22 protein-coding genes and 2 pseudogenes are annotated in these 23457 nt (G+C 62.2%); 12 read left to right on the top strand and 12 right to left on the bottom strand.

What is annotated here, in order from left to right:
• Nucleotides 1-145, bottom strand: a pseudogene (locus Q0379_RS03405) (class I SAM-dependent rRNA methyltransferase); the annotation flags it as partial.
• A 17-nt stretch (nt 146-162) separates the two neighbouring features.
• A complete protein-coding gene (locus Q0379_RS03410) occupies nt 163-573 on the bottom strand; it encodes a hypothetical protein (protein ID WP_299004262.1) in 411 nt (136 codons plus the stop codon).
• 52 nt (nt 574-625) lie between these two features.
• Here Q0379_RS03410 and Q0379_RS03415 point away from each other — a divergent pair, with 52 nt between their 5' ends.
• Nucleotides 626-2410, top strand: a complete 1785-nt coding sequence (locus Q0379_RS03415) for a recombinase family protein (protein ID WP_299004263.1) — start codon at nt 626-628, stop codon at nt 2408-2410.
• Nucleotides 2411-2420: 10 nt separating this feature from the next.
• On the opposite strand, the gene Q0379_RS03420 is transcribed toward Q0379_RS03415, so the two are convergent.
• Both Q0379_RS03420 and Q0379_RS03425 read right to left on the bottom strand, forming a co-directional pair.
• Nucleotides 2421-2762, bottom strand: coding sequence for a hypothetical protein (locus Q0379_RS03420; RefSeq protein ID WP_299004266.1), 342 nt, complete (start codon nt 2760-2762; stop codon nt 2421-2423).
• 41 nt (nt 2763-2803) lie between these two features.
• The gene (locus Q0379_RS03425; RefSeq protein WP_299004268.1) at nt 2804-3412 is read right to left on the bottom strand and encodes a hypothetical protein; all 609 of its coding nucleotides are present in this window, start codon (nt 3410-3412) and stop codon (nt 2804-2806) included.
• Nucleotides 3413-3703: 291 nt separating this feature from the next.
• Between Q0379_RS03425 and Q0379_RS03430 the strand changes: the two genes are divergently transcribed.
• Nucleotides 3704-4099, top strand: coding sequence for a hypothetical protein (locus Q0379_RS03430; protein ID WP_299004270.1), 396 nt, complete (start codon nt 3704-3706; stop codon nt 4097-4099).
• Here Q0379_RS03430 and Q0379_RS03435 read toward each other — a convergent pair.
• Together Q0379_RS03435 and Q0379_RS03440 are read right to left on the bottom strand one after the other, a co-directional pair.
• The gene (locus Q0379_RS03435) at nt 4096-4425 is read right to left on the bottom strand and encodes a hypothetical protein (protein WP_299004271.1); all 330 of its coding nucleotides are present in this window, start codon (nt 4423-4425) and stop codon (nt 4096-4098) included. The genes Q0379_RS03430 and Q0379_RS03435 overlap by 4 nt on opposite strands.
• 11 nt (nt 4426-4436) lie before the next feature.
• Nucleotides 4437-4583 carry a hypothetical protein gene (locus Q0379_RS03440; protein WP_299004273.1) on the bottom strand — a complete coding sequence of 49 codons (147 nt, stop codon included), beginning with the start codon at nt 4581-4583 and terminating at the stop codon, nt 4437-4439.
• Between the two features lie 93 nt (nt 4584-4676).
• Between Q0379_RS03440 and Q0379_RS03445 the strand changes: the two genes are divergently transcribed.
• The 5 genes from Q0379_RS03445 to Q0379_RS03465 all read left to right on the top strand — a co-directional run bounded on the left by Q0379_RS03445 (nt 4677) and on the right by Q0379_RS03465 (nt 11748).
• On the top strand, nt 4677-4967 hold the full coding sequence (locus tag Q0379_RS03445) for a helix-turn-helix transcriptional regulator (RefSeq protein WP_299004275.1): 291 nt from the start codon (nt 4677-4679) through the stop codon (nt 4965-4967).
• Nucleotides 4968-5059: 92 nt separating this feature from the next.
• The gene (locus tag Q0379_RS03450) at nt 5060-6832 is read left to right on the top strand and encodes a class I SAM-dependent DNA methyltransferase (RefSeq protein ID WP_299004278.1); all 1773 of its coding nucleotides are present in this window, start codon (nt 5060-5062) and stop codon (nt 6830-6832) included.
• Nucleotides 6825-7946 carry a restriction endonuclease subunit S gene (locus Q0379_RS03455; RefSeq protein ID WP_299004280.1) on the top strand — a complete coding sequence of 374 codons (1122 nt, stop codon included), beginning with the start codon at nt 6825-6827 and terminating at the stop codon, nt 7944-7946. The genes Q0379_RS03450 and Q0379_RS03455 overlap by 8 nt, the downstream gene beginning before the upstream one ends.
• Nucleotides 7943-10987: a type I restriction endonuclease subunit R gene (locus Q0379_RS03460; protein WP_299004282.1), complete on the top strand. Its 3045-nt coding sequence runs from the start codon at nt 7943-7945 to the stop codon at nt 10985-10987. The genes Q0379_RS03455 and Q0379_RS03460 overlap by 4 nt, the downstream gene beginning before the upstream one ends.
• Nucleotides 10987-11748, top strand: a complete 762-nt coding sequence (locus Q0379_RS03465) for a SprT family zinc-dependent metalloprotease (protein ID WP_299004284.1) — start codon at nt 10987-10989, stop codon at nt 11746-11748. The genes Q0379_RS03460 and Q0379_RS03465 overlap by 1 nt, the downstream gene beginning before the upstream one ends.
• Before the next feature lie 17 nt (nt 11749-11765).
• Here Q0379_RS03465 and Q0379_RS03470 read toward each other — a convergent pair whose 3' ends face one another.
• The gene (locus Q0379_RS03470) at nt 11766-12986 is read right to left on the bottom strand and encodes a DNA methyltransferase (protein ID WP_299004286.1); all 1221 of its coding nucleotides are present in this window, start codon (nt 12984-12986) and stop codon (nt 11766-11768) included.
• Between the two features lie 237 nt (nt 12987-13223).
• On the opposite strand from Q0379_RS03470, the gene Q0379_RS03475 reads away from it, so the two are divergent.
• A complete protein-coding gene (locus tag Q0379_RS03475; protein ID WP_299004288.1) occupies nt 13224-13793 on the top strand; it encodes a recombinase family protein in 570 nt (189 codons plus the stop codon).
• Nucleotides 13794-13831: 38 nt separating this feature from the next.
• Here the strand turns inward: Q0379_RS03475 and Q0379_RS03480 are convergent, their stop codons facing one another.
• The 4 genes and pseudogenes from Q0379_RS03480 to Q0379_RS03495 all read right to left on the bottom strand — a co-directional run.
• Nucleotides 13832-14359: a hypothetical protein gene (locus Q0379_RS03480; protein WP_299004290.1), complete on the bottom strand. Its 528-nt coding sequence runs from the start codon at nt 14357-14359 to the stop codon at nt 13832-13834.
• 1 nt (nt 14360) lies between these two features.
• Nucleotides 14361-15284, bottom strand: coding sequence for a hypothetical protein (locus tag Q0379_RS03485; RefSeq protein WP_299004292.1), 924 nt, complete (start codon nt 15282-15284; stop codon nt 14361-14363).
• 119 nt (nt 15285-15403) lie between these two features.
• Nucleotides 15404-16168 carry a ribonuclease H-like domain-containing protein gene (locus tag Q0379_RS03490; RefSeq protein WP_299004295.1) on the bottom strand — a complete coding sequence of 255 codons (765 nt, stop codon included), beginning with the start codon at nt 16166-16168 and terminating at the stop codon, nt 15404-15406.
• Nucleotides 16169-17467: 1299 nt separating this feature from the next.
• Nucleotides 17468-18493 (bottom strand): annotated as a pseudogene (locus tag Q0379_RS03495) (glycosyltransferase); the annotation flags it as partial.
• 207 nt (nt 18494-18700) lie between these two features.
• Here Q0379_RS03495 and Q0379_RS03500 point away from each other — a divergent pair.
• Genes Q0379_RS03500 through Q0379_RS03515 form a run of 4 tightly spaced genes read left to right on the top strand, consistent with a single transcriptional unit; the run spans nt 18701 to nt 21882 of the window.
• Nucleotides 18701-19336 (top strand): TetR/AcrR family transcriptional regulator, encoded by a 636-nt coding sequence (locus Q0379_RS03500; protein ID WP_299004297.1) that lies wholly within the window; start codon nt 18701-18703, stop codon nt 19334-19336.
• A 4-nt stretch (nt 19337-19340) separates the two neighbouring features.
• Nucleotides 19341-20147, top strand: a complete 807-nt coding sequence (locus tag Q0379_RS03505) for an ABC transporter substrate-binding protein (RefSeq protein WP_299004299.1) — start codon at nt 19341-19343, stop codon at nt 20145-20147.
• Nucleotides 20144-21130 carry an iron ABC transporter permease gene (locus tag Q0379_RS03510; RefSeq protein ID WP_299004301.1) on the top strand — a complete coding sequence of 329 codons (987 nt, stop codon included), beginning with the start codon at nt 20144-20146 and terminating at the stop codon, nt 21128-21130. Before Q0379_RS03505 ends, Q0379_RS03510 begins: the two co-directional genes overlap by 4 nt.
• Complete coding sequence (locus Q0379_RS03515; protein WP_299004303.1) at nt 21127-21882, top strand: ABC transporter ATP-binding protein; 756 nt, start codon at nt 21127-21129, stop codon at nt 21880-21882. Before Q0379_RS03510 ends, Q0379_RS03515 begins: the two co-directional genes overlap by 4 nt.
• A 138-nt stretch (nt 21883-22020) precedes the next feature.
• Here Q0379_RS03515 and Q0379_RS03520 read toward each other — a convergent pair.
• Nucleotides 22021-23457, bottom strand: a 1437-nt coding sequence (locus Q0379_RS03520) for a lytic transglycosylase domain-containing protein (RefSeq protein WP_299004306.1), incomplete at its 5' end; no start/stop codon positions are given.

Genomic DNA, 23457 nt, shown 5'->3' on the forward strand with positions numbered 1-23457 from the left:
CCCAGAAGCACTGCGGCTCGGGACGCACGACCGTGTAGCGGCCATAGCGCTCCAGCTTCTTGCCGTTTCCACTGTCCAGCAGGGCGTAGTCGGCCCAGCCGGTGGTGCGCATGACGATGGGGGCGGGAGCGATCTTCGGAGCCATCGCCCGCCCATACCTTCTTACAGCCGGACCCGTCCAGAGCGCGGGGCGTGCAGCGTCTTGTCCCAGCGGTGCGGATCGGTGACGAACTGGGCCAGAGCCTTGGCCGCCGCCGCGCTCTGCGCCAGCCAGTAGAGGGGCATGCCGAAGAGGTGCAGGGCCTTGGGCTGGCCCCCGGCGCGCATCACGCCGCGCGCCCCCGCGATGGCCGCCGAGCTCCAGCCCAGCGCGTAGAGCACGAGGTCGGCGGCCGGGATGTCGAACCGGGAGTCCGGCCAATAGTCGATCGCCGCCGCCGCGATCGCGACCGTCATCACCGGGCCATGCAGGTGCGAGGACGCCACCGACTGGGCCAGGGTGAGGACCAGCGCCGCGGCGTTGCGGGCCTGGCGGATGATGCGGCCGCGCGAGTGGACGGCCAGGGTCTGCATTTGTACGACCCAATTGCACCTGATATATCGGAATTTCGCAGAGAGTTTCGAAATGGCTGTAACTGCTTATCTTTATTCGCGTTTTAGCAGCAAGGTGCAGGCTGCTGGGGACTCATTTCGTCGTCAAACAGACGAAGCTAAGGCATTTTGCGAAGCCAATGGCTTGCTGCTCAACACCGACTACAAAGACCCCGCCATTAGTGCGTACACGGGTAAGAATCTGAGCGACGGCGCGCTCGCCGCCTTCATTGAGGCGGTGAAGGATGGGGTGGTTACAAGAGGTAGCTATCTGCTCGTCGATACGATGGACCGTCTTTCGCGTCAGAAGGAAGGTATCGTTCTCAATCTGCTCACGTCTCTAACGTGCATATATGGTATTCGCGTAGTGAACCTGTCCGAGGGGCACGTTCTGGATGAGACGGCGGAAACGCTCGACTACATGCGGGTGTGCATTCATGCGGAACGCGCCCACAAGGAATCAAAAAAGAAGGCGCGGGACGTCAAGGAGGCGCATGACAATGACAAAGCGCGTGCTCGGGCGGAGGGGCGCCCATGGACACCAGTAGCGCCGTCATGGCTCAGTTTCACTAAACAGGGCCAGAAGGGCGACAAGGTAATTAGGTTTGCCCCTATACCTGAGCGCGTTGCCGTAATTCAACGCATCTTCGATCTCTATGAGAGTGGTGTTCCATCCACCAAGATCGCACGAATGCTGAATGAAGAAGGCGTGTTGACGCACTATCAGTTCTGGCAGCGCCGTAATCCGACGAAACTCAACGGTGAACCACGTAAGAGAGCCGATAAGGGACAGTGGACGGCGGACTCTGTTTTCTCGCTGGTCTGCAACAGGGCCGTTTTGGGTGAATACCAGCCGGGGGTTATGGACCCTTCGGCTAAGCGCGGGCGCCGTGCCGACGGTCCGCCAATCGCTGGCTACTACGGTGATCCAATCATCGACGAGGCTCAGTTTTTAAGGGTGCAGGCGTTGGTCGAAAAGCGTCGTGCAGCACCAAGGCGCAACTCCACAAAGGCCTTCCGCAATTTGTTCGTGGGGATTGGGAAATGCAGCGAGTGCGGTGGAACATTTAGCCTGCACAGCAACACCAATTCGGACAGTCGTGACCGAACAGCACGACTGAGATGTTTAAGTGCTCATCACGGTGGAACCTGCAATAATCGCTTACGCCTTCCCTATCTGCCTTTCGAGGAGGCGTTCTTGGCGCATGTGTCAGATTTTGACATCCCGGCGGAAGCACCCCGCGCCGATCCGCGCCTAGCGGAGCTAGAGACAGCGCGCTTGGCGCGGGACGATCTCGACAAGCGGGTGAACAGGTTGCTCGTTCAATTGAGCGAGAGTGAAGACACACGAATTCGCCGCTACTACGATGATCAGGTCAGCAGGCTGGATAGTCTCGACGTCCACATCGAGGCGCTTGAGAAAGCTGGGGCTCAAGAGCAGGCACAAATCCCGCTCAAGGATCATCAGAGCGCCCTAGCGAGCTTCTTGGCGAAGATGCGCGAGGCCGACGGAGCGGCGCTCTACGCCCTACGAGCGGCGGTTTCTACAGCCATCTGTAAGATTGTGGAAAAGATCGTATTTCATCCTGATGGCGCGGTGATGGTCTACGTCCGAGGACTAGATAATTTCTATCTTTTTAAGGACGGCAGCCTGATCGGCAAGGCTGACGAAGCGTTGCTACGTCTCGTCCGTTCCGCCATCGCTAGGTCTAGCGGCGAGCACAGGTTTGAAGATTTCATAAGGCGAAGGGACAACGGTCCGGGGCGCCCACATAGTGTCGAATTTATTCTCGGTCCTGCGAGGGGGAGGGCCAGCTAGGATGGGCTGTTCAGGCATTGTTGCGTTGCCAACGCCACACTGCTTGATGGTGGCCTCGCACTTCAATCCAGCGTCGCTGGTGACGACGCCGATGCTCGATGGTGGTGAGGCGGTAGGGTCGTTCGACGAGCGGCGGCGATCCCCGAAAATCGCCAAGGTGGCGTGGTGCGATCCTGCGCACCAAGCATACCAGCGAGGACGAGATGAGGTACGGCTTGGCGTTGTCAGCCGAGAGAACCTCGTGAAGATCGGACGCAGCCTCTAGCTCCGACGCGGTAGGCGCACGTACCATCCCCACGCCGCCGACCGGCACGATGAGCGATCGTCCGGCGGTAAGCTGGATCAGTTCCATGGTTCGCACCCAACGCCGGTATTCGTCGGGCCTCCATATCTTCAAGCGGACGCCCTTTGGATCGCAGCGATGAGATCGTCGATGGAATCGAACGGCAACCATTCGTCTCCCGTGGCTTTCGGAGGCTGCTGCTGACGACCGCTATAGCGGAGGCCGGGGGAGGGGCTCTGCATCAGCTTCGCTGCGTCGGCGGGATGCACCGTGGCGATACCATCGACGACATTCCACGGATGCTGGGCGACAGCGCGCACCGCTGCTCGCGCCGCCTCCATGCAGCCCACGACCTCGAATTGCACACGCTCCCACGGCAGATGGTCGCCATTCGGCTGCGGAAACACCCGCGCCTGCTGGAATGCAAGTTGGCGCCATAGCCGAAGCTGACGGGGTGTCGGAATGGCCTCCGCCTGTACGCGGGAGGGGCCAGTTTCCGGCGTCTCCAGCGCCATGCGCCCGATGGTGTCCACGAGCACTGGCATCGTGTCGGTGACGCCATTTGGCTCGGCCTCGAATGTCCATCTCAGCGGCGATAACCAACGACCACGACACACGCTCTCAAGGTACAGTGCCGCGTCCAATTCGCGTTCGATGTCGCTGTCGCCAAAGGTCGTTATTGCCAGTCTGTATATTCCATCCATCAGAAATTTATCCAATCTGTGAGCGGTAAAATATAATACCGCGCCTTAGTGGATAAATAGTTTTATGATGTACAATCTATACAGCTTATTTCGATCAAAAGGATTGACGCATTCTCAGCGCCATTTCAGCGTTGAATTGCTGGGAGCTTCTCATAACTACGTAGTGGTCAATAAAGATCGCGGTCCGTCCTATGCGGTTCTGCTGCACCTTGTCCGATGGCTATTCGAGCACAGGCGTCCAGTGCTCGCCCTGCAATGTCTGTGGTTGATGATCTGGCCTGACCGTCGTCCCTCTAGATGGTGGTGGTGGCGATGATCTGGACGCCGTGGCTGGTTGCCTTCGACAGACCGACTGACGCCGATGATTTCACAGCGTCGCTTTTGGCGCAGGGCCTTTGGGTGACCGATCCTGTCCAGACCGACCTGCTGCTGTATTCCGCACCGACGTCCGGAATGACCGGATCATCGCTGGCGCATCCGTTGACCCATGCTCTGCGGGATAGTCTCGATCAGGGCGTTGTGATCGTTGACGCACATCTTCGGCACGCGGCCCGCAGGCTGTTGGATCACCGCGACGCCGCAACGCCTCAACAGTCTCGTCTATTCGTCATCGGTACGGGGGACGACGAGGCTGCCGAGGCGTTACGCCGGTGGTACGGCGCGTGGACTTGGGCGCGGCGGGCTGTTCGCCGCTTGGGTTAGGCCGCCAACTCGACGTCGATGATCCCCTGATTGATCAGGAGGGTGGCGAAGCTTGGCGCCCAGCGCTCGAAGTCGAATGAGAGTCGCGACGCCTCGCGGCCGAATATCCGCACTTCGTCCGCCTCTGACAGTTCCAGACCGTACTGCGTGGCGATGAACTTCAAGAAGTGCTGGAGGTTTGGTTGGCGAATGTTGTGAAGGCCGAGGAAGCGTTTCCACCGCTTCCGAATGTCATTGACGGCGGCGGCGTGCATTAGGCGACCGGCCGCTTCCTCGTTGCCAATGCCGTACAGGAAACGGTCTTTGATCGTGGTCAGGAGGCCCATCGTCATCGCTCCTAGAACACTTCGTGCGGGCCATACAGGATCGCAGGCTTGCCGTACTGCGCCTCCAGCATCGATCTGGCGTCGGCAGCGGTGCGGGCTTGGACTTGCACCTCCACGGCGCGGCCATTCATCCGCACGGTGGCCTTGAAGGTCTTCATGGTCGCGTCTCCCTCGTGTTCAGCGAACGGGGCGACGATGGCGCTCATTCCCTAAAAATACGGAAAAGTGTCCTATGGAAAATGCGCATATAGGTGGATCGCCAGTCCAAACATGGCTGGCCTTCCATGCCCAAAACGATATTCGGCGGCGACCATCGGCACTTGGTTGAGGTGCTGATCGAGGCGCGCAAACGCGCAGGGCTAAAGCAGGAGGAGGTCGCGGAACGGCTGGGCCGGGATCAGACGTTCGTATCGCTGATTGAGCGAGGGCAGCGGCGGCTGGACATTATCGAGTTCATCCGACTGGCCGAGGCGTTAGATCGCGACCCCGTTGCGCTGTTCGGCGATATCGTTGGCCGAGTGAAGGCTCAGGGCGGCAACTAGGCGCGGCTCGATCTACGCTATGAGGCTTGGCTGCTGGGTTGCCTGACTCGACCTAATCGGATTCAAGTTGCGCCTGAGTAGGGGTGCTTCGAATGATTGACGAGACACGTCGCGCGCAACTTTTGGATGCGCTACGTTCCGCAGGCGGCAGCGCTGGGAATGGCAAGCTGCAAAGCGCGCTCGGCTGGTCGGAAGCTGAGTATCAGGAAGTACGCGACGACCTGATCCGTGAGGGCATGATCGCCAGCGGCCGAGGTCGTGGCGGCTCGGTGCGGTTGACCGAGGGCGATGCCGTTCCGGTCGCGAGCGTGGCTTCTCGTTCGATGGCTGCGGCAGCGACGGCTGAGCGCCCCGCGCCTCGTAAGCCGGGCGACAAGCTGACCCAAGCCGAACTTGAATCCCACCTCTGGAAGGCGGCGGACATCCTGCGCGGCCACGTCGATGCGGGGAAGTTCAAGGACTACATCTTCGGCCTACTTTTCTACAAACGGCTTTGCGACGTTTGGGACGAGGAGTTCGAGAAGCTGCTCGCCGAAACCGGCGACCGCGAAGAAGCAGCCGAGCCTGACGAGCATCGCTTCCACATTCCGGCCGAGCACCGCTGGGACGCCGTGCGAAAGCATTCCACCCAGATCGGCCAACACCTGAACATCGCCTTCAAGGCGATTGAAGACGCGAACATGCGGCTGCGCGGCGTCTTCGGCGACATCGACTTCGCCAATCAGGAACGCTTCCCCGACGCGCGGCTTGAATCCTTGCTCGCCCACTTCGAGAAGCATCGGCTGCGAAACGCCGACGTGCCCGCCGACATGCTCGGCGACGCCTACATGTATCTGATCAAGCAGTTTGCCGACAGCGCGGGCAAGTCAGGCGGCGAATTCTACACGCCTCGGCAGGTCGTGCGGCTGATCGTCGAATGCCTCCAGCCCCAGCCCGGCATGTCGATCTACGATCCGACCTGCGGCTCGGGCGGCATGTTGCTAGAGGCGGTTCAATACGTGAAGGACCACGGCGGCAATGTCCGCAGCCTGTCCCTATTCGGACAGGAGAAGGAACTCGACACGTGGTCCATCGCCGAGATCAACCTCTTCCTGCACGACATCGACGACGCCTTCATCGCCAAGGGCGACACGCTGTTAGCTCCGAAGCGATATGATCCCAAGGCCAAGGAGTTCGTCGCGGGCGTCGGCGCCTACGACCGGGTGCTGGCCAACCCTCCGTTCTCGGTGAAGGAATGGGGCTACGACATTTGGTCCAATGGCGATCCCTTCGGTCGCGATAAGTACGGCTGCCCGCCAAAGGGCTATGGCGACCTCGCCTTCGTCCAGCACATGGTCGCCTCACTCAAGGATGACGGCATGCTGGGGGTTGTCGTGCCGCACGGCGTGCTGTTCCGGGGCGGTGCCGAGGGCCGTATCCGCGAGGGCATGCTGAAGGCCGACATCATTGAGGCGGTGATCGGGCTGGCGCCGAACCTCTTCTATGGCGCGGGCATCCCGGCGGCGATCCTCATTCTACGGAAGAACAAGCCGCAGGATCGGAGGGGCAAGGTGTTGGTCGTCAACGGCGACGTCACCTTCCAACCGGGCAAGGCACAGAACGTCCTGTCCGACGCGAACGTAAAGGCGCTCGTCGAGGCATTCCACGGCTTCGCCGACATCGAAAAGTTGGCCCGCGTGGTGTCGGTCGAGGAGGTCGAGACAAACGGTTTTAACCTCAATATCGGCCGTTACGTCCAAACCGGTGCCGATGCGGAGGCTGTCGATGTCGCAGCCGAGATCGCCAAGTTGCAAGACCTGATAACTAAGCGGAACAGCGCTGAGGCGGTGATGTTCGAGCATCTAAAGAGGCTCGGTTATGCATGATCCAGAGTCTAGAAACTGGCGCGAAGCGAGCTTTGCTACGCTCGCCGACTATGCCAACGGTCGAGCTTTCAAACCGGAGGATTGGGGAAAGAAGGGTTTGCCGATCATTCGGATCGCGCAGATTACGAACCCCGGTTCAGCCACGGACTTTTATGACGGCGAAGTCGAACCGCGACATCGCATTGAAAACGGCGATCTGATTTTTTCGTGGTCGGCAACATTGGCGGTGATGCGATGGGAACGCGGGCCCGCTGTCCTTAACCAGCACCTATTCAAGGTAACGCCCGTCGAGGGGATCGACCGCCGCTGGCTTCAATATCGACTTGAGGCGTCAATACCCGATCTTGCCGATGAAGCTCATGGCACCACCATGAAACACATCCGTAAGGGGACGTTAGCCTCGAAAACTACGCTCGTTCCCCCATTAGACGAGCAAAGGCGGATCGCCGAGGTGCTGCGGTCTGTTGATGAGGCGATTGCGGCGGCTCAAGCCGCCGCTGCTCAAGCTCATCACGTTCTTGGTGGCCATCTCTCATTGATCATGGAGAGGGGGCTTGCCCTCCATGAAGAATACGGCCCGGGCGGCTTACCTAACGGCTGGAGCGAAGGTCGCTGCGATGACTATTTCGTTCTTCAGCGGGGGTTCGACATAACGGAAAGCCAAGCGGTTGCTGGCCCGTTCCACGTCATTTCATCGTCGGGACCATCTTACTCCCACAGCGAAGCTGCCGTCGCAGGCCCCGCCGTCATAACCGGTCGAAAGGGCCGACTTGGGACAGTTTTCTTCTCGCCTGACCCTTGCTGGCCTCACGACACGACGCTTTGGGTTAAGGACTTCAAGGGTAACCACCCTCGTTTTGTCTATTGGAAATTGCGCGAAATGAAGCTGAATGCTTATGACGCGGCAACCTCTGTTCCGACCCTAAACCGAAATAACGTGCACGCGCTATTGATTAGATTTCCGCCACTCGAAGAGCAGCGTGAAATCGCTGAAATTCTAGACGCTCAGGAGGACACAGTAGCGCGGGCTGAAGCGACAATTGAAGCGCTTGTGCGGACAAAGGCAGTGCTCGCAGACGACCTTCTATCCGGTCGCGTCCGCGTGCCAGCATGAGCGAATACCGCCTCGCTGAGAAGCCGACGCTCGATGCGCTGACCGCGCTTGGCTACGAGCCGCTTTCGCCTGAGACTGCGATGGCGATGCGGCAGGAAGAAAACCGCGTCATTCTCAAGCCCGTGCTAGTCGAGGCGCTGCAATCCCTAAACGGCATGAGCGCGTCCGACGCCGAGGCGATCTATGCCGAACTCTCGACTCTTTCCGACAACGAGGAATGGCAGAGGAAGCTGCGCGGCGCCCACACCCGCAAGCTGACCGGCGAAGCTCAGGGGCGGAACATCGCCCTGATCGACTTCAAGCACCCCGAGCGGAACAGCTTCCACGTCGTCCGTCAGTTCCGCGTTGCTGCCCAACGGTCTCGTATCCCCGACATCGTGGTGTTCGTGAACGGCATTCCGCTGGTCGTTATCGAGGCGAAGTGCCCACTGAAGGCCACGGCGAAGGCTGAGGAGGCGTTCGAGCAGATCAAGCAATACGAGCGTGACATCCCGCGCCTCTTCTATTCCAACGCCTTCAATCTGGTGACGGATGGCATCACCACCCTGTACGGTGCCACCGGAAGCCCATCGCAGTTCTACGCGCCTTGGCCAGATGCGTGGCCGCGTCAGCGGGCCGACTTTCCCGACGACCTTTCCAAGGACATCTGGTGCCTGCTGGAGCCTTCGCGGCTTCTGGACCTCTTGGCCCATTTCATCGTCTTCGAGACCGACCCGGAAACCGGCAGGAAGATCAAGAAGGTCTGCCGTTACCAGCAGTTCCGAGCAGTCAATAAGGCCGTCGCTCGCGTCGCTGAAGGCAAGCTGAAGAAGGGGCTGATCTGGCACACGCAAGGGTCGGGCAAGAGCCTGACCATGGTTTTCCTCGCGCTCAAGCTGAAGACGCACCTGACGCTGGACGCTCCGTCGCTGGCCAACCCCAACATCCTTGTTCTGACCGACCGCATCGACCTCGACGACCAGATTTCCAAGACCTTCGTCGCCTGCGGTTTGCCTAACCCTACGCAAGCCGCCTCAGTCAGCGCCCTGCGCGAAGCCGTCGCGCGCGGCGGCAGCGGCCAAATCCTGCTCTCGACCATCTTCAAGTTCGCCGGATCAGATCAACCGATCCCGAACTCGGATAACTGGATCGTGCTGGTTGATGAATGTCATCGCACGCAGGAAAAAGACCTTGGCGCCTATCTTCAGGCGACCCTGCCCGACGCGCGCTTCTTCGGCCTGACCGGCACGCCGATCAAGAGCACCGACAAGGACACCTACGCTCGCTTCAGCGAGCCGGGCGAGGGCTATCTCGACAAGTATGGGATCGACGACGCGGTGCGCGACGGCGCCACGGTGCCGATCCTTTATGAAGGCCGGAAGACAGACTGGTCGATCAACGAGGCCGAACTCGACATTCTGTTCGACCGCTGGTTCGTCGATCTGCCCGACGAAAAGCGCGAGCAGCTAAAGGCCAAGGGCCTGTCGCTCGCCACCATCGCCAAGCACCCCGAGCGGGTGCGACTGATCGCATTCGACATCTGGGAGCACTTCAAGCAGGTCTGCCGCCCGGACGGCTTCAAGGCTCAGATCGTCTGCGTGGACCGTGAGGCCGTGGTGCTCTACCGCGCCGCGCTTGCGAGTGTGATCGCCCCTGATCTGTTGAAATGTGGGATGGACGAGACCGAGGCGAAGACCAAGGCCGACGCGATGATCGCCTGCGTGTTCTCCAAATCGCAGGAGGACAATAAACCGTCCGAAGACCCCGATGTCGCCGCGCTACGGACGGAGCTTGAAGGCTGGTATCTGGACGACGCGGCCGAGAAGGACGCCAAAAAGCGCTTCAAGGCGTTCGGCGAAGAGCCCTCGTTCCTGATCGTTTGCGACAAGCTGCTGACCGGGTTCGACGCGCCCATAGAAGCCGTCATGTATCTGGATAAGCCGTTGAAGGAGCACGGGCTGCTTCAGGCCATCGCCCGCACGAACCGTACCTGTTCGCTGAAGCGACCGGATGGCGTTGAGATTGAAAAGCCGCACGGTCGGATCGTGGATTATATCGGGGTGACCAATCACCTTGACGAGGCTCTGGCCTCCTACCGCGCCGAAGACGTGCAGAACGCCCTTCGCGATATCGGCATCCTGCGGAACGATCTGAAGGAAGCCCATGCCCGCTACGCCCGCCAGAAGCGGCTGATGGGTCTGGACGGTATGGACGAGAAGGCCGCCGCCTACGTGGTCGGCAGGATGGCCGCCGAAGACCGCGAGGACGATTGGTTCGAACTCCAGCGGCTCGCCCGCAACTTCATCCGCGTCTACGGCGACCTATCGCCTGATCCGGCGATCTTGGAGTTCACCGCCGACGTGAAATGGGCGGCGGCGTTCCTGCGGCTGGCGACGCAGGTTATCTCGAAAGACGAGAGCGTCGATCACAAGAGCTACACCGGGAAGATCAGGGACATGCTGGAAGAGCACGTCCACGTCACCGGCCTATCGACCACCATCCGCCTGCGCTCCATCACCGATCCCAACTTCGCCGATGACTTCGAGGTCGAGGAGAAGACCGAGGAGGAGCTTCAGGAGGCGTTCGTCCGGAAATCGGCCGAGCTTCGCCGCGTGACCCGCGAACTCGTTGACAAAAACCCCGCCCAGTACGGCCGGTTCTCCGAGCGAGTGCTGGAGATTATCCGCCGCTTCGAGGAGGGGCAGATCGCCGCCGCCGAGGGATTGCGGGACTTTGAGGATTTGACCGGCGGCATCAACGCCGAACAAGGCGCCCACGCCGATCTCGGGATAGACGAGCGGGCGTTCTCGATCCTGCGTATCGTAGAGGCGCTGGCGCCTGATGTGGACCACGCCAGCGTGCAGGCCGCCGCTATTCAGATCGGCGATCTCTACGCAGCGGCGCTGCGCGACCAGCCGTCTTGGTTCTTCATGGACGGATACAAGAAAGACCTGCGGAAGGCTGTCCGCCCCATCCTTCGCGCAAGCGGAGTTTCGGACGCAGCAGCCGTCTGCGAGAAGATCGAAGAGTTCGCGGTTCACGCCTATGCGGGGACGCCTTGATGCCCAGCGTGCGCGTTGGTCAGACAGAAATCACCTACGAGCTTCGGCGAACCGCCACGGCGTCGGAGCGACGGATCACGGTCACGCCGGGATATGTCGAGGTGCTGGCTCTGACCACGGACGACGACGCAGCCATCGCAGGCTTTCTCGACCGCAAGCGGCAGTGGCTCTTCGACACCGTTCGCGAGCTTGATGAGAAGACAGCCACTCAGCATGTCGTGCCGCGTCTCATGTCGGGATCAAAGATACCCTTCCGAGGTCGAATGGCGTCCCTGACGGTTCGGCGGCATGACGGCACGGGCGTACAAGTCACGCACCGGGCGGGCTTCCTCGTGGACTTACCGTCGTGGGTCGAGGCGGATGCCTCTGACCCTATCGTCGCCATGCACCTGAAGCTCTGGCTAAAGCGGCAGGTTCGTCAGGACGTGCAGGCAATCGCCGCCGCCTATGGGAAGAGGCATGGGCTCCAGCCTCGGTTGATCCGCGTCGCCGACATGAAATCTGGCTGGGGTTCATGCGGCGCCGAGGGGGGCATTCAAATCAACTGGCATCTCGTTTTCGCGCCCAAGCGGGTGCTGGAATATGTCGTGGTGCACGAGTTGGCCCACCTGAAACATCGCTCGCACGGCGATGCGTTCTGGGCGTTTCTGGCGTCGATTTTGCCCGACTACGAGCGTGCGAAGGCTTGGCTCGACCGGCATCAGGCTTCGCTGGACTCCGGGTTCCTGAACGTGGGGCCGCTCACCAGAACGTCTGGATAACCAGTCATGATCAGGCTTCAGCGACCGGATTTTCCTTCGGCCTCGATCACCGTCTCCAAGCCCTCGGTCGCGAACCTGCGTCGCGCGATCTCAAAGTATTGCGGGTTCTGTTCGATCCCGATGAAGGCTCGCCCCTCACGGATAGCTGCAACACCTGTCGAGCCTGAGCCCATGCAGCAATCAAGGATGGTGTCGCCAGCGTTCGTGTAGGTTCGAACAAGGTGCTGCATCAGCGCCAGCGGCTTCTGCGTCGGATGTTCGGGGCGCGGCTCGGACGGAAATCTAATGATCGACGTGGGGTAGCCGGTGTGCGTCGGGCGACGCTCATTACGGACAGTGCCGCCCAGAAATTTGCTTTCTCCGCGCTGTCGCCGTGCGTTGCCGTCCTCTGCTAAGGCCGTGATCCCTTGCGGGTTGAAGGTCATTTGACGGCGGCTGCGATGGCGTCCGATCAGCACGCCGGGGCTGAACACGCATATATCTTCATGTGCCCGAAGCGGCATCTGGTTGGCCTGTAGAAAGCCGGTGGGACGGCTCTTTTCCCACACTAGGCCGTACTTGAACCATTCCCGGTTGCTCACGACTAGCTCGGCCGTGAATGGCTGCGAGGCCGTGAGCACCACGGCGCCGGTCGGGCGTAAAATGCGGCGGAACTCGCCCCAGAGCCTATCCAGAGGGATCGGCCGGTCCCATTCAAGCTTGCTCATCCCGTAGGGCAGGTCGGCGATGACGGCATCGACCGAGCCGTCGGGGATCGTGGGCAAAACCTCCAGACAGTCACCGAGGATCAGGCGAGCGCCATGCAGAGCGTCGGCCTGTGGGGCGACCGTCGGCGATAGTCGCAAGAAGCGCATCATCTGGAGCAGGCTGCGAATGTTGCCGCGCCCATGCTCGATCTGGATGATGGTTGGCTTGCTCACCCCGATGATCGAAGCGGCGGCCGCCTGCGAGTTGCCCGTCGCCTTGCGAGCATCGGCGATCCACTGGCCGAGCGCGACGTCCGACGGTTGATCTGCAAATCTGAGCCGCAGAGCGTTGAAGACGGCGAGCAGTGAGCGTTGCGTGCCGACGCCGCGCTCCAAGCCTTGGACCGTCGCCAGTTCGATGCTCGCCGCTAGCGCCAAACCTTTCTGGCTGAGACGCACCCCTCGTCGCGCCTCACGCAGTCCTGACCCGAGCGCTCGGGCAGCAAAATCTATGGCGGTTTCATTTACCGAAGCGGTGGCGTCGAAGGGCATGGCTGTGCCCTTTCTGGGGTATAAACCTTTACCGTAAGCTTTCCGCCCCGAGCGGGATGGCTCCCGTTCGCATCGGCGGGCAAGGGCTACCTTCCAGTATCTACAAAACGAACGTATTCGAGATGCTGATTTAGTCTGGCTAGAATTCCGTCAGGCGTTGAAGAATTCTATCGCAAAACTATATCTTAAAATAGTTGTCGCATAATGTGCTACCGTTGATGAGTTTTGAGAGGGCTGATGATCATTGGATATTGCCGCTGTAGCGATCCTTCGCAGAATCCCGCGCTCCAGATCGACGCGCTGACCAAAGCGGGCGCGGAGCGCATTTTCAGTGAGACGATCAGTGGTACGGCGGCGTACCGCCCAGAACTTGAGGCTGCCCTGACCTATGCACGCGCCGGTGACGTACTGGTGGTGCATTCGCTTTCGCGCATTGGTCGGAATGTGCGCCAACTGATCGAGACCGTGGATCAGATGACGGCGAAGGGCATCGCTCTCCAGTCATTGACGGAGGCAGTAGATACCACCACCCCCAGTGGGCGCCTGTGGCTGAATTTTCTGTCGTCGATGCACCAGTTCGAAGTCGAGCAGCTACGCCTGCGCACTCGGCATGGTCTTGCTGCGGCTCGGGCTCGTGGTCGCGTAGGAGGACGGCCGCGATCTCTCGACGACCGGAAGCTAACCGTGGCCAAGGCGCTGATTGCAGAGGGGACGCTGACCATCGCCGAAGTCGCCAATCAGGTGGGCTGTGCCCCGGCGACGCTATATCGTGCCCTTCCCGGAGGTCGTCGCGCGGCGTCAGCCTGATCGTCTAGTCTCATTCGGGTGGGCAAATCGCGCAGCGCTTAGTTGTTCCCGTCGTACTCCATCTGAAAAAGGACATGTGCCCTCTTCACTGACATGAACAGAGTGAGCACGAAGTGCGTGTAAATCGCGAATGTTGCACAGGACGGAATTTTCTCATCGATCTTCAAAACATAGAACGCCAAGAAAGCAACGAGTGAGATACAACTAAAAAGCACCAAATATGAGAGATTTGCATTTAGCTCTCCCAGAAGGGCGCGTCTCTCTTTCAGCTTTTCTGCCTGAATAGATGCGAGGTGTTCGTCTTCCGGCTTTTCCCACTTTCTTTGGAAAATGCCAAAAATTGCCACCTGAACATTCAGCAGAAGTGCGATGAAAATTCCAAAGAATGTTATCGACAAATTGTAGAAATTTGTATCGAAATTCATTTTGAAATATATAGGCACGCCAATGCTTGCTAATGGCGCGACAAAGAATAAAGCAAAATCAAATAGTGAGCGTTTTCCCGTTCTGTGATCCCTGAGTGTATTCAAGTGATCCTTGATGATCGGGGTTACATCGATCTTCATATCAAGCCTTCAACAGGCGCGTGTAGAAGTCCTGCATAATTGCGTTCGACTGATCTCGAACTGATGGGAAGGTGGGGTGGCCGCTAGGCCCGTAGATGACGGCCTCGGAAATATCGATAGTTCCCGTGTCCGAGTTTGGGCCGACAATGCCGACTGGCCTGCGTCGTTTCCCGATCAACACCTCGGCGGTGGCCTCATCAAATTCATCACCGTCGAACAATATAACGCCCTTCTCGTCTTGAGATAGGCTGCCCCCGACGTCCCTCAGTCGCCCTAAGCTGCCCCCGCGCTTCGCCTTGTAGGACACCTCTAGATCGATGGCCTTTGGCGGCTTTCCATCGCGATAGGAGGAGAAGCGGTCACTGTAGGCGTTGTGTCGGACGAAGGTGATCTTCTTCACCGGCGCGTTTGCAAACAGTGTCTGGGGGGAGTCATTTCCCATCAGCTTCAATGTGTGTAAGCGGTAGCCGGGATTAGCGGATTCAAAATGCTTCTGCATCTCTATCAGTACAAGCTGGATGCAGGACCGAATTCCAAACGACTGAAAAGATAGGATGGAAAATTCGCCGCCGGGTGGCGACCAAATATCAAAGTAGAGGGGGATTTCCTCCACGTCGTCGCTCTTTCGCTTGTAGGCGGCCTCCTTGGCTCCCAGCTTCTTTATTATGCTTTCGAATCCGTAGGTACCGTAACGGACATAGCCACGTGTGCAGCCGTCTCCGTATTTCTCCAGCGGCTCAAAATAGAAGGCGCGTTCCTTTGCTGCGTCCGACACGGCGTCTTCGTCAGTGCGGTCGGCCACGAATTGATCGAGAAACGATGGCAGCGAGAGGTTCAGGTCGGACGCATCGACGGCTTCTCTGCCTCGGTCGCGCAGTCGCAGCGGGAAGATTTTATAGAAGCGAAGGCCGATCGCGGTGGGCATGCATGAAATCCGGCGTGACACTATTCGCGTGTGAGTCGCAGGTCTAGAATAACTGTAGATTGTGCTGGTCTGGCAATGACTCGTTGAGGAGCGTGTCTAGTAGTGGCTGGCGACCAAGCTCATTTTGGGTTGACGCTGCCGTGGCACAGATCGTCGATCAGGAACGCAAGGTGGGGCTTCTCGACGAGCCGTGCCCGGATGAAGTCGGCGAGCGCCGCCTCGCTGCGCCGGAACTCGTCAGGCTTCAACGCACCTCGGAATAGCTCGTATCGCAGCCATACCCGGAAAGTGTTCACGACGTCGGTCTCGCAATAAGCCGCGACATCGGCGATCCGGCCCGCTTTGACGTAGCCAGCCACTTGCCCGCCATCTACGCCATCCGGTTTACCGGCCAGCCCCAGTACGCGGCATAGCTCGTCCAACTTCGCCTTAGCGCCGCTGCTGTACGAGCCGAGCACATCACATAGGTCAACGGCAGCATCGTCGTAGCGCTTGTAGTAGGGGCGGGCGCACAGGCCCGGCGCTGGAATGGCGTTGGCCATGGCGCGGTATCGGAGGACCGGCAGATCGAACCCTTGGCCGTTGTACGACACGAGCGTCGGCCGTAGTTGCAGCAACCGGTCGGAAAAGGCGGTGATCAGGTCGGCTTCTGAACGGTCGCCGATGTGAGGTGCGCCGATTGAACGGATCGCCCAGTGATCCTCCAACCGCTCAGCGATCACCGCGCCGATGCAGGCGATCTTGTGCAACGGCAATTTGGGAAACTTGTCGCCGACAAGCTCTTCGGCCGCTTCGTCGTTGTGCTCTTCAAGTCCGTGAACACGAGATACGGCTTCGAGATCGGGAATGGTCTCTAGATCGAAGGCTATGACGTGTTGAGGCATTCCCGCTCCTGAAAGATGTTGTCTATCTTGGCCGCGTGCGTGCTTTGCTACGCCCGCAGCGCTCAACGGCGAAACGCCCTGCGTATTCGCCTAGAGCAGTCTGAAATTCATAACACTCAATATTTGATTTTCGATTATCGCTCATCTAGGCGCATTCCTAGATTTGCTGCCTCTTTTTCTCCCCCTCCGCAGAATACAGATTCGCCAGCGCGCACCTATCCTATGGGAAGGTGCTATGGGAACCGATGTATCCTGCGGAGGGGGGATGAGAAGCTAAATTCCTGAGTTCTAAAGCCTTTTCGATGGTTGCTTGCCGCGTCTATAGCGGTCGTAGGCGGTCTCCCGAGACCTACATTGCAACCACATCCCGGCCATTTCACCTTGATTGAGTTTTGGATTTTGGGGTTGTGGGGTCGATGTTGCCCAGTGGCGTTTTTCATCGGTCCCGCCTTGCATCCGAGGTAAATTCTTTACTAGCCAGACGGTTATGATCTTACGATCAAGCACATGGGGTCAGCGGTCGAAATAACCGATCCCATGCAGAGGGGCGTCAAATTTTCCAGACGCGTTTCCTCTTCTTGGTCAGTGCCTTTGTCGTAGTCGAATGACTACAGTGGGAAGCCGTTGACATCCATCACCCGCATTCATGCTCAGTCGGTGTGGAGCGTCCGTCCCTTGGCCGTTCAACCACGTATCTGCCAGCGCGCCCGGTAAGGGATAACTAAAGACAGATTTCAACGCTTTGCGGCGGGCATGGCCGCGAGTAATAATGCCCTGAACGATTATATTTATAATGTAGTATGTTGGGCTTTTAATTTTCAATATATTTATCATACGTGGATACGCCCTTCTTTGGGATTTCACCGGCAGCGATGGGCGAGGCAATTTGGCGCTAAAAGCTTTGCCAGACCACGTTGATATGGATACCTCTCATCCTACGCCCTTGGTCAAAGACGCTCGTGCACCCCGAGAAGCATTCGAACTCGGCGCCTAGCTTCGATTTGCTCGCACGGGCGCGACGCTCTTCAAGGCCAAGTTGGCGCAATTGGCGTCTGCCCGCTGGGTAGGATGTCAAATAGGCGACACGCCTGCGAGCAAGTCGATCCATTCGATGATGATCATGTCGCGGGCTTCTGTCCGCCCGGTGAGGCCCAGCCCTACCGCGAGGCGAGCCTTGCCGGGTTCAAGCGCAAGGACTGGCCCGGCGCATAGCGTGGCGACTATCCACAGGAATATCGTCGTCAACGAAGTTGGAGGGCATCGAAATGGGCTGAGTAAAATGTGTAATTGAGTAGGTCACGTTTGCATATGGCCCTTGATCCACCGCGCCCGTTGCGGAAGCCATTGGCCCCAGGTGGTCGGCGCGGTTTCCCAGGTCGGCCGAGAGATCACGCCCAGCCCGTAGCCGGCCGCGGCGAGGCGGAAGCCGACATCGGCGTCTTCTGTGACGTTATAGGCGTCCCAGGCCCCGATCTCGCGCAAGGGGGCGACCTTGAAGTGGTTGCTGGTGCCGCCCAGCGGGAAGGTCAGGCCCCACCTCGCCAGCGCCGGCAGCAGCACCTCGAAGTGGGCGGCGTATTCCAGGCGAAACTGCGAGGGCAGGAACAGCGAGAAGCCCGGGTCTTCGATGCGCAGGGGCGCCTGCAGGCAAGCCAGTCGCGCATCGGAGGCGGCGAAACGGGCGGCGGCTTCTCGCAACTGGCCGGGGTCGGGCATGTCCTCGGCGTCGTAGATCACCACGAGGTCGCCACGGGCCCGTTCGAGCGCGTGGTTGCAGGCGCGGGGCTTGGTCTTGGGCGTTCCGGGCGGGACGATCAGCACCTGCGCGAAGGCCGGCAGGTCGAGGATGCGGACGGCCGCCAAGGTGTGGGCGTCGTCGGCCTCCAGCACGATCAGCGCCTGCAGCCGATCGCGCGGATAGTCGATCGCCGCCAGGTTCTGGATCAGCTCGCCGACCACCTCGGCCTCGCGATAGAGCGGGGCGATGATCGTGTAGGCGGGCAGGTCGTCGTCGGCCAAGGACGGCGGCGGTCTGGTCGCCAGAGGCGTGCAGGCGGCCGCCAGGCGCGTCAGCCCGCCCAGCAGAAAGACGGCGAAGAACAGGTGATGCACGCCCACCAGTCCGGCGGTCGGCGCCAGCGCCAGGGCGATGGCGATCGCCAGGCCGGCCACTCCGATCGTCGCGGCTTGCGCCGGCGAGAGCGAAAGGTGAGCGCCGTCGCGGTCCTGCGGAACCGCGAACTCTTGCAAGCCTGGCTGGGATAAGGGCGCAGGTCCGCCCGCCGGCGCGAACGCCGGGTCCAACCGTCTATCTTCACGCGCCATCGTCGCCCCAAGACGCCAGATCGCCCCAACGGCGTGGATAACGATGTCTCAACCAAAAAGTGTCAAATGGAAAAACACGCGTTTTGCGAGGCTCTCTCGCGCGCGCGAGATCGAGGGATCGCTAAATTGGCTACAACGCACGTTCTTGCGACGGCTGGGTGATTCCCGTTTAGTGTGGGGTGGGGAAATGCAGGGGAAGCCAGTTCCGTGACGGTCGTTCTGAAAAAGCCTCAAAAGTCCGCGCGTAAGCCCAAGGGGGATGGGCACCTGCGACGCGGCGAAATCCTGGAGGCCGCCGAGAAAATCTTCATCGCCGAAGGCTATTCCGGCGCCACGATCCGCAAGATCGCCGACGCGGTCGGGGTGTCGTCGACGGCCCTCTACATGCACTTCCGCGATAAGGACCAGATCCTGATGGAGATCAGCAACGACGCCATCGAGCGTCTGCTGGCTCTGAACACGCAGATCGCGGCCCAGCCGGTGGATCCGGTGGCGCGGGTGCGGCTGATGCTCGAGGCGTACATGAAGTTCGCGCTCGACAACCCCAACACCTACCAGCTGGTGTTCTGCAGCACCGGCGAGCACATCTCGCAGGACAAGATCTCGGACCTGCTGACGCTGGGCGACCGCTGCTTCGAGAAGTTCAGCGAGCCGGTGCACCAGATCGCCGCCCAGGGCCGCCTGCGCTCGGGCTCGGCGGTCGAGGCGGCTGAAGTGCTGTGGGCCGGCTGCCACGGCCTGGTGTCGCTGCTGATCACCAAGCCCTCGCGCGGCTGGTCCTCGTCCGAGGGGCTGATGAAGGTGATGCTGGACGGTCTGCTGCACGGCCTGGTCACGGACTGATTTCATGAGCGCCGGCAAGGCCTTGTGCGCCCTCGTGGCGGCGCTGGCGCTCGCGCCGGGCGTCGCCCAGGCGGCTCCCCGCGTGATGTCGCTGGATTCCTGCGCCGACCAGTACGTGCTGGCCCTGGCGCCGCGCGACAGCATCGTCGGCCTCTCGCACCGCGCCGTGTCCCGCGACAGCTATATGCGGAGCGCGGCGGCGGGTCTTCCGCTGCGCCGGGCGACGTTCGAGAGCCTGGTCGCCGCGCGGCCCCAGGTCGTGGTGCGGCTGTGGGGCGGCGACGCGCGGCTCGCCAAGGCGCTGGAGAAGAAGGGCGTGACCACCGTGACGCTGGACGACGCCGCCGACTTCCAGGGCTTGCGCGTCAACGTCCGCAAGGTCGCCGCCGCCTTAGGCCGTCGCGCCGAGGGTGAGGCGATCGTCTCCCGCATGGACGCCCAGCTCGCCCGCGCGGCCGGGGCGGGGAAGGGCAGGTCCGCCCTCTATCTGACGCCGGGCGGCTTCACGGCGGGATCGGGCACGCTGATCGACGCGATGTTGAAGGCGGCCGGCTACGCCAACGCTTCCAAGGCGCCGTACTTCGCGCCTGTCTCGCTGGAGGGTTTGGTGATGACGCCGCCCACGGCGGTGGTCCTGGGCTTGTTCGACATGGCGCGCGCCGGCGCCGACCGTTGGGGACCGGGACGCCACGCGGCGCTCCAGCGCGTGGTCGCGACCCGCACGGTCGCCTCGTTGCCGGCCTCGGTGGTGGGCTGCCCCGCATGGTTCGCGGCTGACGGCGCGGGGATGCTGGCCGAGGCCGCGCGATGAGCCTGATCCGCCTTTGCCTGCTGATGCTGCTGGTCCTGGCGGCGGCCGCCGTCCTGGCCGTGGCGCTGGGCGAGACGCCGCTGGCCTGGAGCCAGTACGTCCAGGCCCTGACCCACCCCGGTTCGCCGCCGGGCGAGGTGCTGTGGACGATCCGCGCGCCGCGCGTCGCGGTCGCCGCCCTCGTCGGGGCCGCCCTCGGGCTGGCTGGCGCGACCATGCAGGGGCTGCTTCGCAATCCGCTGGCCGATCCGGGCGTCCTGGGCGTCTCGGCGGTCTCCGGCCTGGGCGCGGCGGTCGCCATTTCGGCGGGGTTGGCCGTCATCCCGGGCGCGATCGAGCTCTCGGCCCTGGCCGGAGCCCTGGTCGCCGGCGCCGCGGTCGTGGCGCTGGCGGCGCGGTTTCGCGAGCCCGAGGCGCTGATCCTGTTCGGGGTGGCGCTGTCAGCCTTCGGCGGCGCGCTGACGGCCCTCGTGTTCAACCTGTCACCGTCGCCGGTGGCGATGGCCGAGATCCTGGCCTGGCTTATGGGATCGGTGCAGAACCGCGACGCGATGGACGCCTTGCGCGCGCTGGTCCCGATGGCGATCGGCGCGGCGCTCTGCGTGCGGGCCGGAGAGGGCTTGCGCATGCTGACCCTGGGCGAGGAGGCCGCGCGGATGTCGGCGCTGCCGATGGCGCGCCTGCGGGTCTACGCGGTCGCGGGCGCGGCCTTGTTGACCGGCGCGGCGGTGGCGGCGGCGGGCGTGATCGGCTTCGTCGGCCTGGCCGCGCCGCACCTGGTGCGGGCGCTGGTCCGCGATGATCCCAAGCGGATCCTGTGGCCTTCGGCCCTGGCCGGCGCGTTGCTGCTGGTGTTGGCCGACCTCGCCGCCCGACTGATCCCCACCGAGCAGGAGCTGAAGCTGGGCGTCGTCACGGCTCTCTTCGGCGCGCCCGCCTTCGCCCTGTTGGCCTGGCGCGCCGCCCGGAGCTGGCGGTCATGAGCGCGCTGTGGACGCTGGAGGCGCTCTGCGCCCGCCAGGGCCGCAAGACGGTGCTGGAGGCGGCGAGTCTGGCCGTCGCGGCGGGCGAAGTCGTCGGGATCGTTGGTCCAAACGGCGCGGGCAAGACCAGCCTGCTGCGCGCCGGTCTTGGCCTGCTGCCCGTGACGGCGGGCCGGGCGCTTCTGTCGGGGCAGGCTGTCGGCGCCTTGAAGCCCGAGCAGCGCGCTCGCCTGGTCGGCTATCTGCCGCAAGAGCGTCGCGCCGCGTGGAACCTGCCGGCTCGAATGATCGCCGCCCTGGGCGCCAGCGAGCTCCCCGAAGCCGAGGCCGACGCCTTGGCGCGCGCCTGCCTGGCCCGTGTCGGCGCTGGCGATCTTGGGGAGCGAGGCGTGCTCGACATGTCGGGTGGCGAGCGGGCGAGAGTGCTGTTGGCGCGCCTGCTGGCGACGCGGGCGCCGCTGCTGGTGGCGGACGAGCCGGTGGCGGGCCTGGATCCCGACGCGCAACTTCTGACGCTGGACTTGCTGCGAGCGGAAGCGGCGGCCGGCGCGGCCGTGGTGGTCACGCTGCACGATCTGGGGCTGGCGGCCCGGAGCTGCGATCGGGTGGTCGTGATCTCGCGCGGCCGCGTCGTGGCCGAGGGCGCGCCGCGCGAGGCGTTGTCGCGCGAGATTTTGGCGAGCGTCTTTGGTCTCGACGGGACGTTGGTCGATACGCCCGCTGGCCTGGTGCTGGCGGCGAAGCGGCTCTGATTTCACCGACTTCCCCGGCGAATGCCGGGGCCCAGCCTCAAAGCGCAAGTGCTGGTCGGAACGAACGCGGCGGCCATAGAGGCTATGTCGGGTTTTCCATCTGGGCCCCGGCATTCGCCGGGGAGATCGGATGGAGGATCAGGGCTGCGCCGCCACCGTCTCGGCCGAGGCCACCGAGGCGGCGTAGCTGTAGCCGCCGCGCTTGAGGTCGCTGGACAGGGTCAGCGGCGCCACGCCGCCGTTCAGCCGCGCGCGATAGACCATGGTCGTCTCCAGGGTCCGCATCACGTAGTTGCGGGTCTCGGAGAACGGAATGCACTCGATGAAGTCGAGCGGGTCGGTGGTCGCGCCGCGCGGGTCGCCGCACTGGTTGACCCAGCGGGCCGGACGGCCCGGGCCGGCGTTATAGGCGGCGGCGGCCATGATATATGAGCCGCTGAAATTGTTGACCATCTGGCCCAGGTACACCGAGCCCAGGCGCATGTTGTAGGACGCGTCGGACAGGCGATCGACCGAGTGGTCCTCGCCCAGCTTGCGCGCCACCAGCGAGGCCGTGGCCGGCATCAGCTGCATCATGCCGCGCGCGCCGACGCCCGAACGGGCCTCGGGGTCGAAGTTACTTTCCTGGCGCGAGATCGAATAGACGAAGGCCGTCTCGGCCGCGCCCGGCACGGGCGTGAAGTGATGGTCCAGAAGCGGATAGCCGCGCTCGGGCAGGATGATGCCGCGTTGGGCGGCGGCGCGGACCGCGCGCATGGCCAGGTCCTGGTCGCCATAGCCGCGCGCCATGTCGACCAGCAGGGCCGTCTCCTGGGCGTTCGGCAGGATGTCGTCGATATAGAGCATCAGGCTGCGGAACTGGTCGCGGGCGCCGATGTCGGCGAGGATCCGCGCGGCGCGGACCTGCTCGCGGCTGTAGAACATGGCTCGGTCGGCGGGGGTGATGACCGGGTCGCCCTCGAGCCGGATTTCCCTCAGCCCGGCCTTCTCAGCCGCCAGCTGGCCGTAGAAGGTGGTGATGTAGCGCGCGCCCTCGAAATAGAAGGCCTGGGCGGCGATGGGGTCGCCTTGCGCCTCGGCGGCGCGACCCTGCCAGTAGAGCGCGCGGCCCTTGGTGATCGGCGAGGCGCCGACGGCGGCGATCTGGGCGAAGTGGGCGGCGGCGGCGTCGGGGTTCTTGAGGCGGCTCAGCGCGATCCAGCCAGCGAAGAACTCCGACTCCGCGATTTCGGTCGGCGTGAGGGCGCGGGTGTTGCTGGCGGCGGCGTAGGCGCCGGCGTTGTCGCCCGCCTGCAGGGCCGCGACGACCAGCTGCTTGCGCTCCTTCCAGATCACGGCCGAGGCCTCTTCCGTCGGCGGCGCTGGGAAGTTCGCCACCATCGGCAGGGCCAGGGTGTCCATGCCCTTGCGCCGCAGATAGGCGGCGCGTTCGAAGACGACGCCGGGCGACTCCTGCAGGTCCGGCGTCAGGCCATTGTAGAGGTCGTTGGCGTTGGCCGCGCTCTGCCGATAGGCCATGCGCGTGCGGGCGGCGGCCTGCTGCGTCTCCGACAGCATGGCGACGATGTCGCGCGC

This window comes from uncultured Caulobacter sp., from assembly GCF_937900395.1.
GTDB lineage: Bacteria > Pseudomonadota > Alphaproteobacteria > Caulobacterales > Caulobacteraceae > Caulobacter.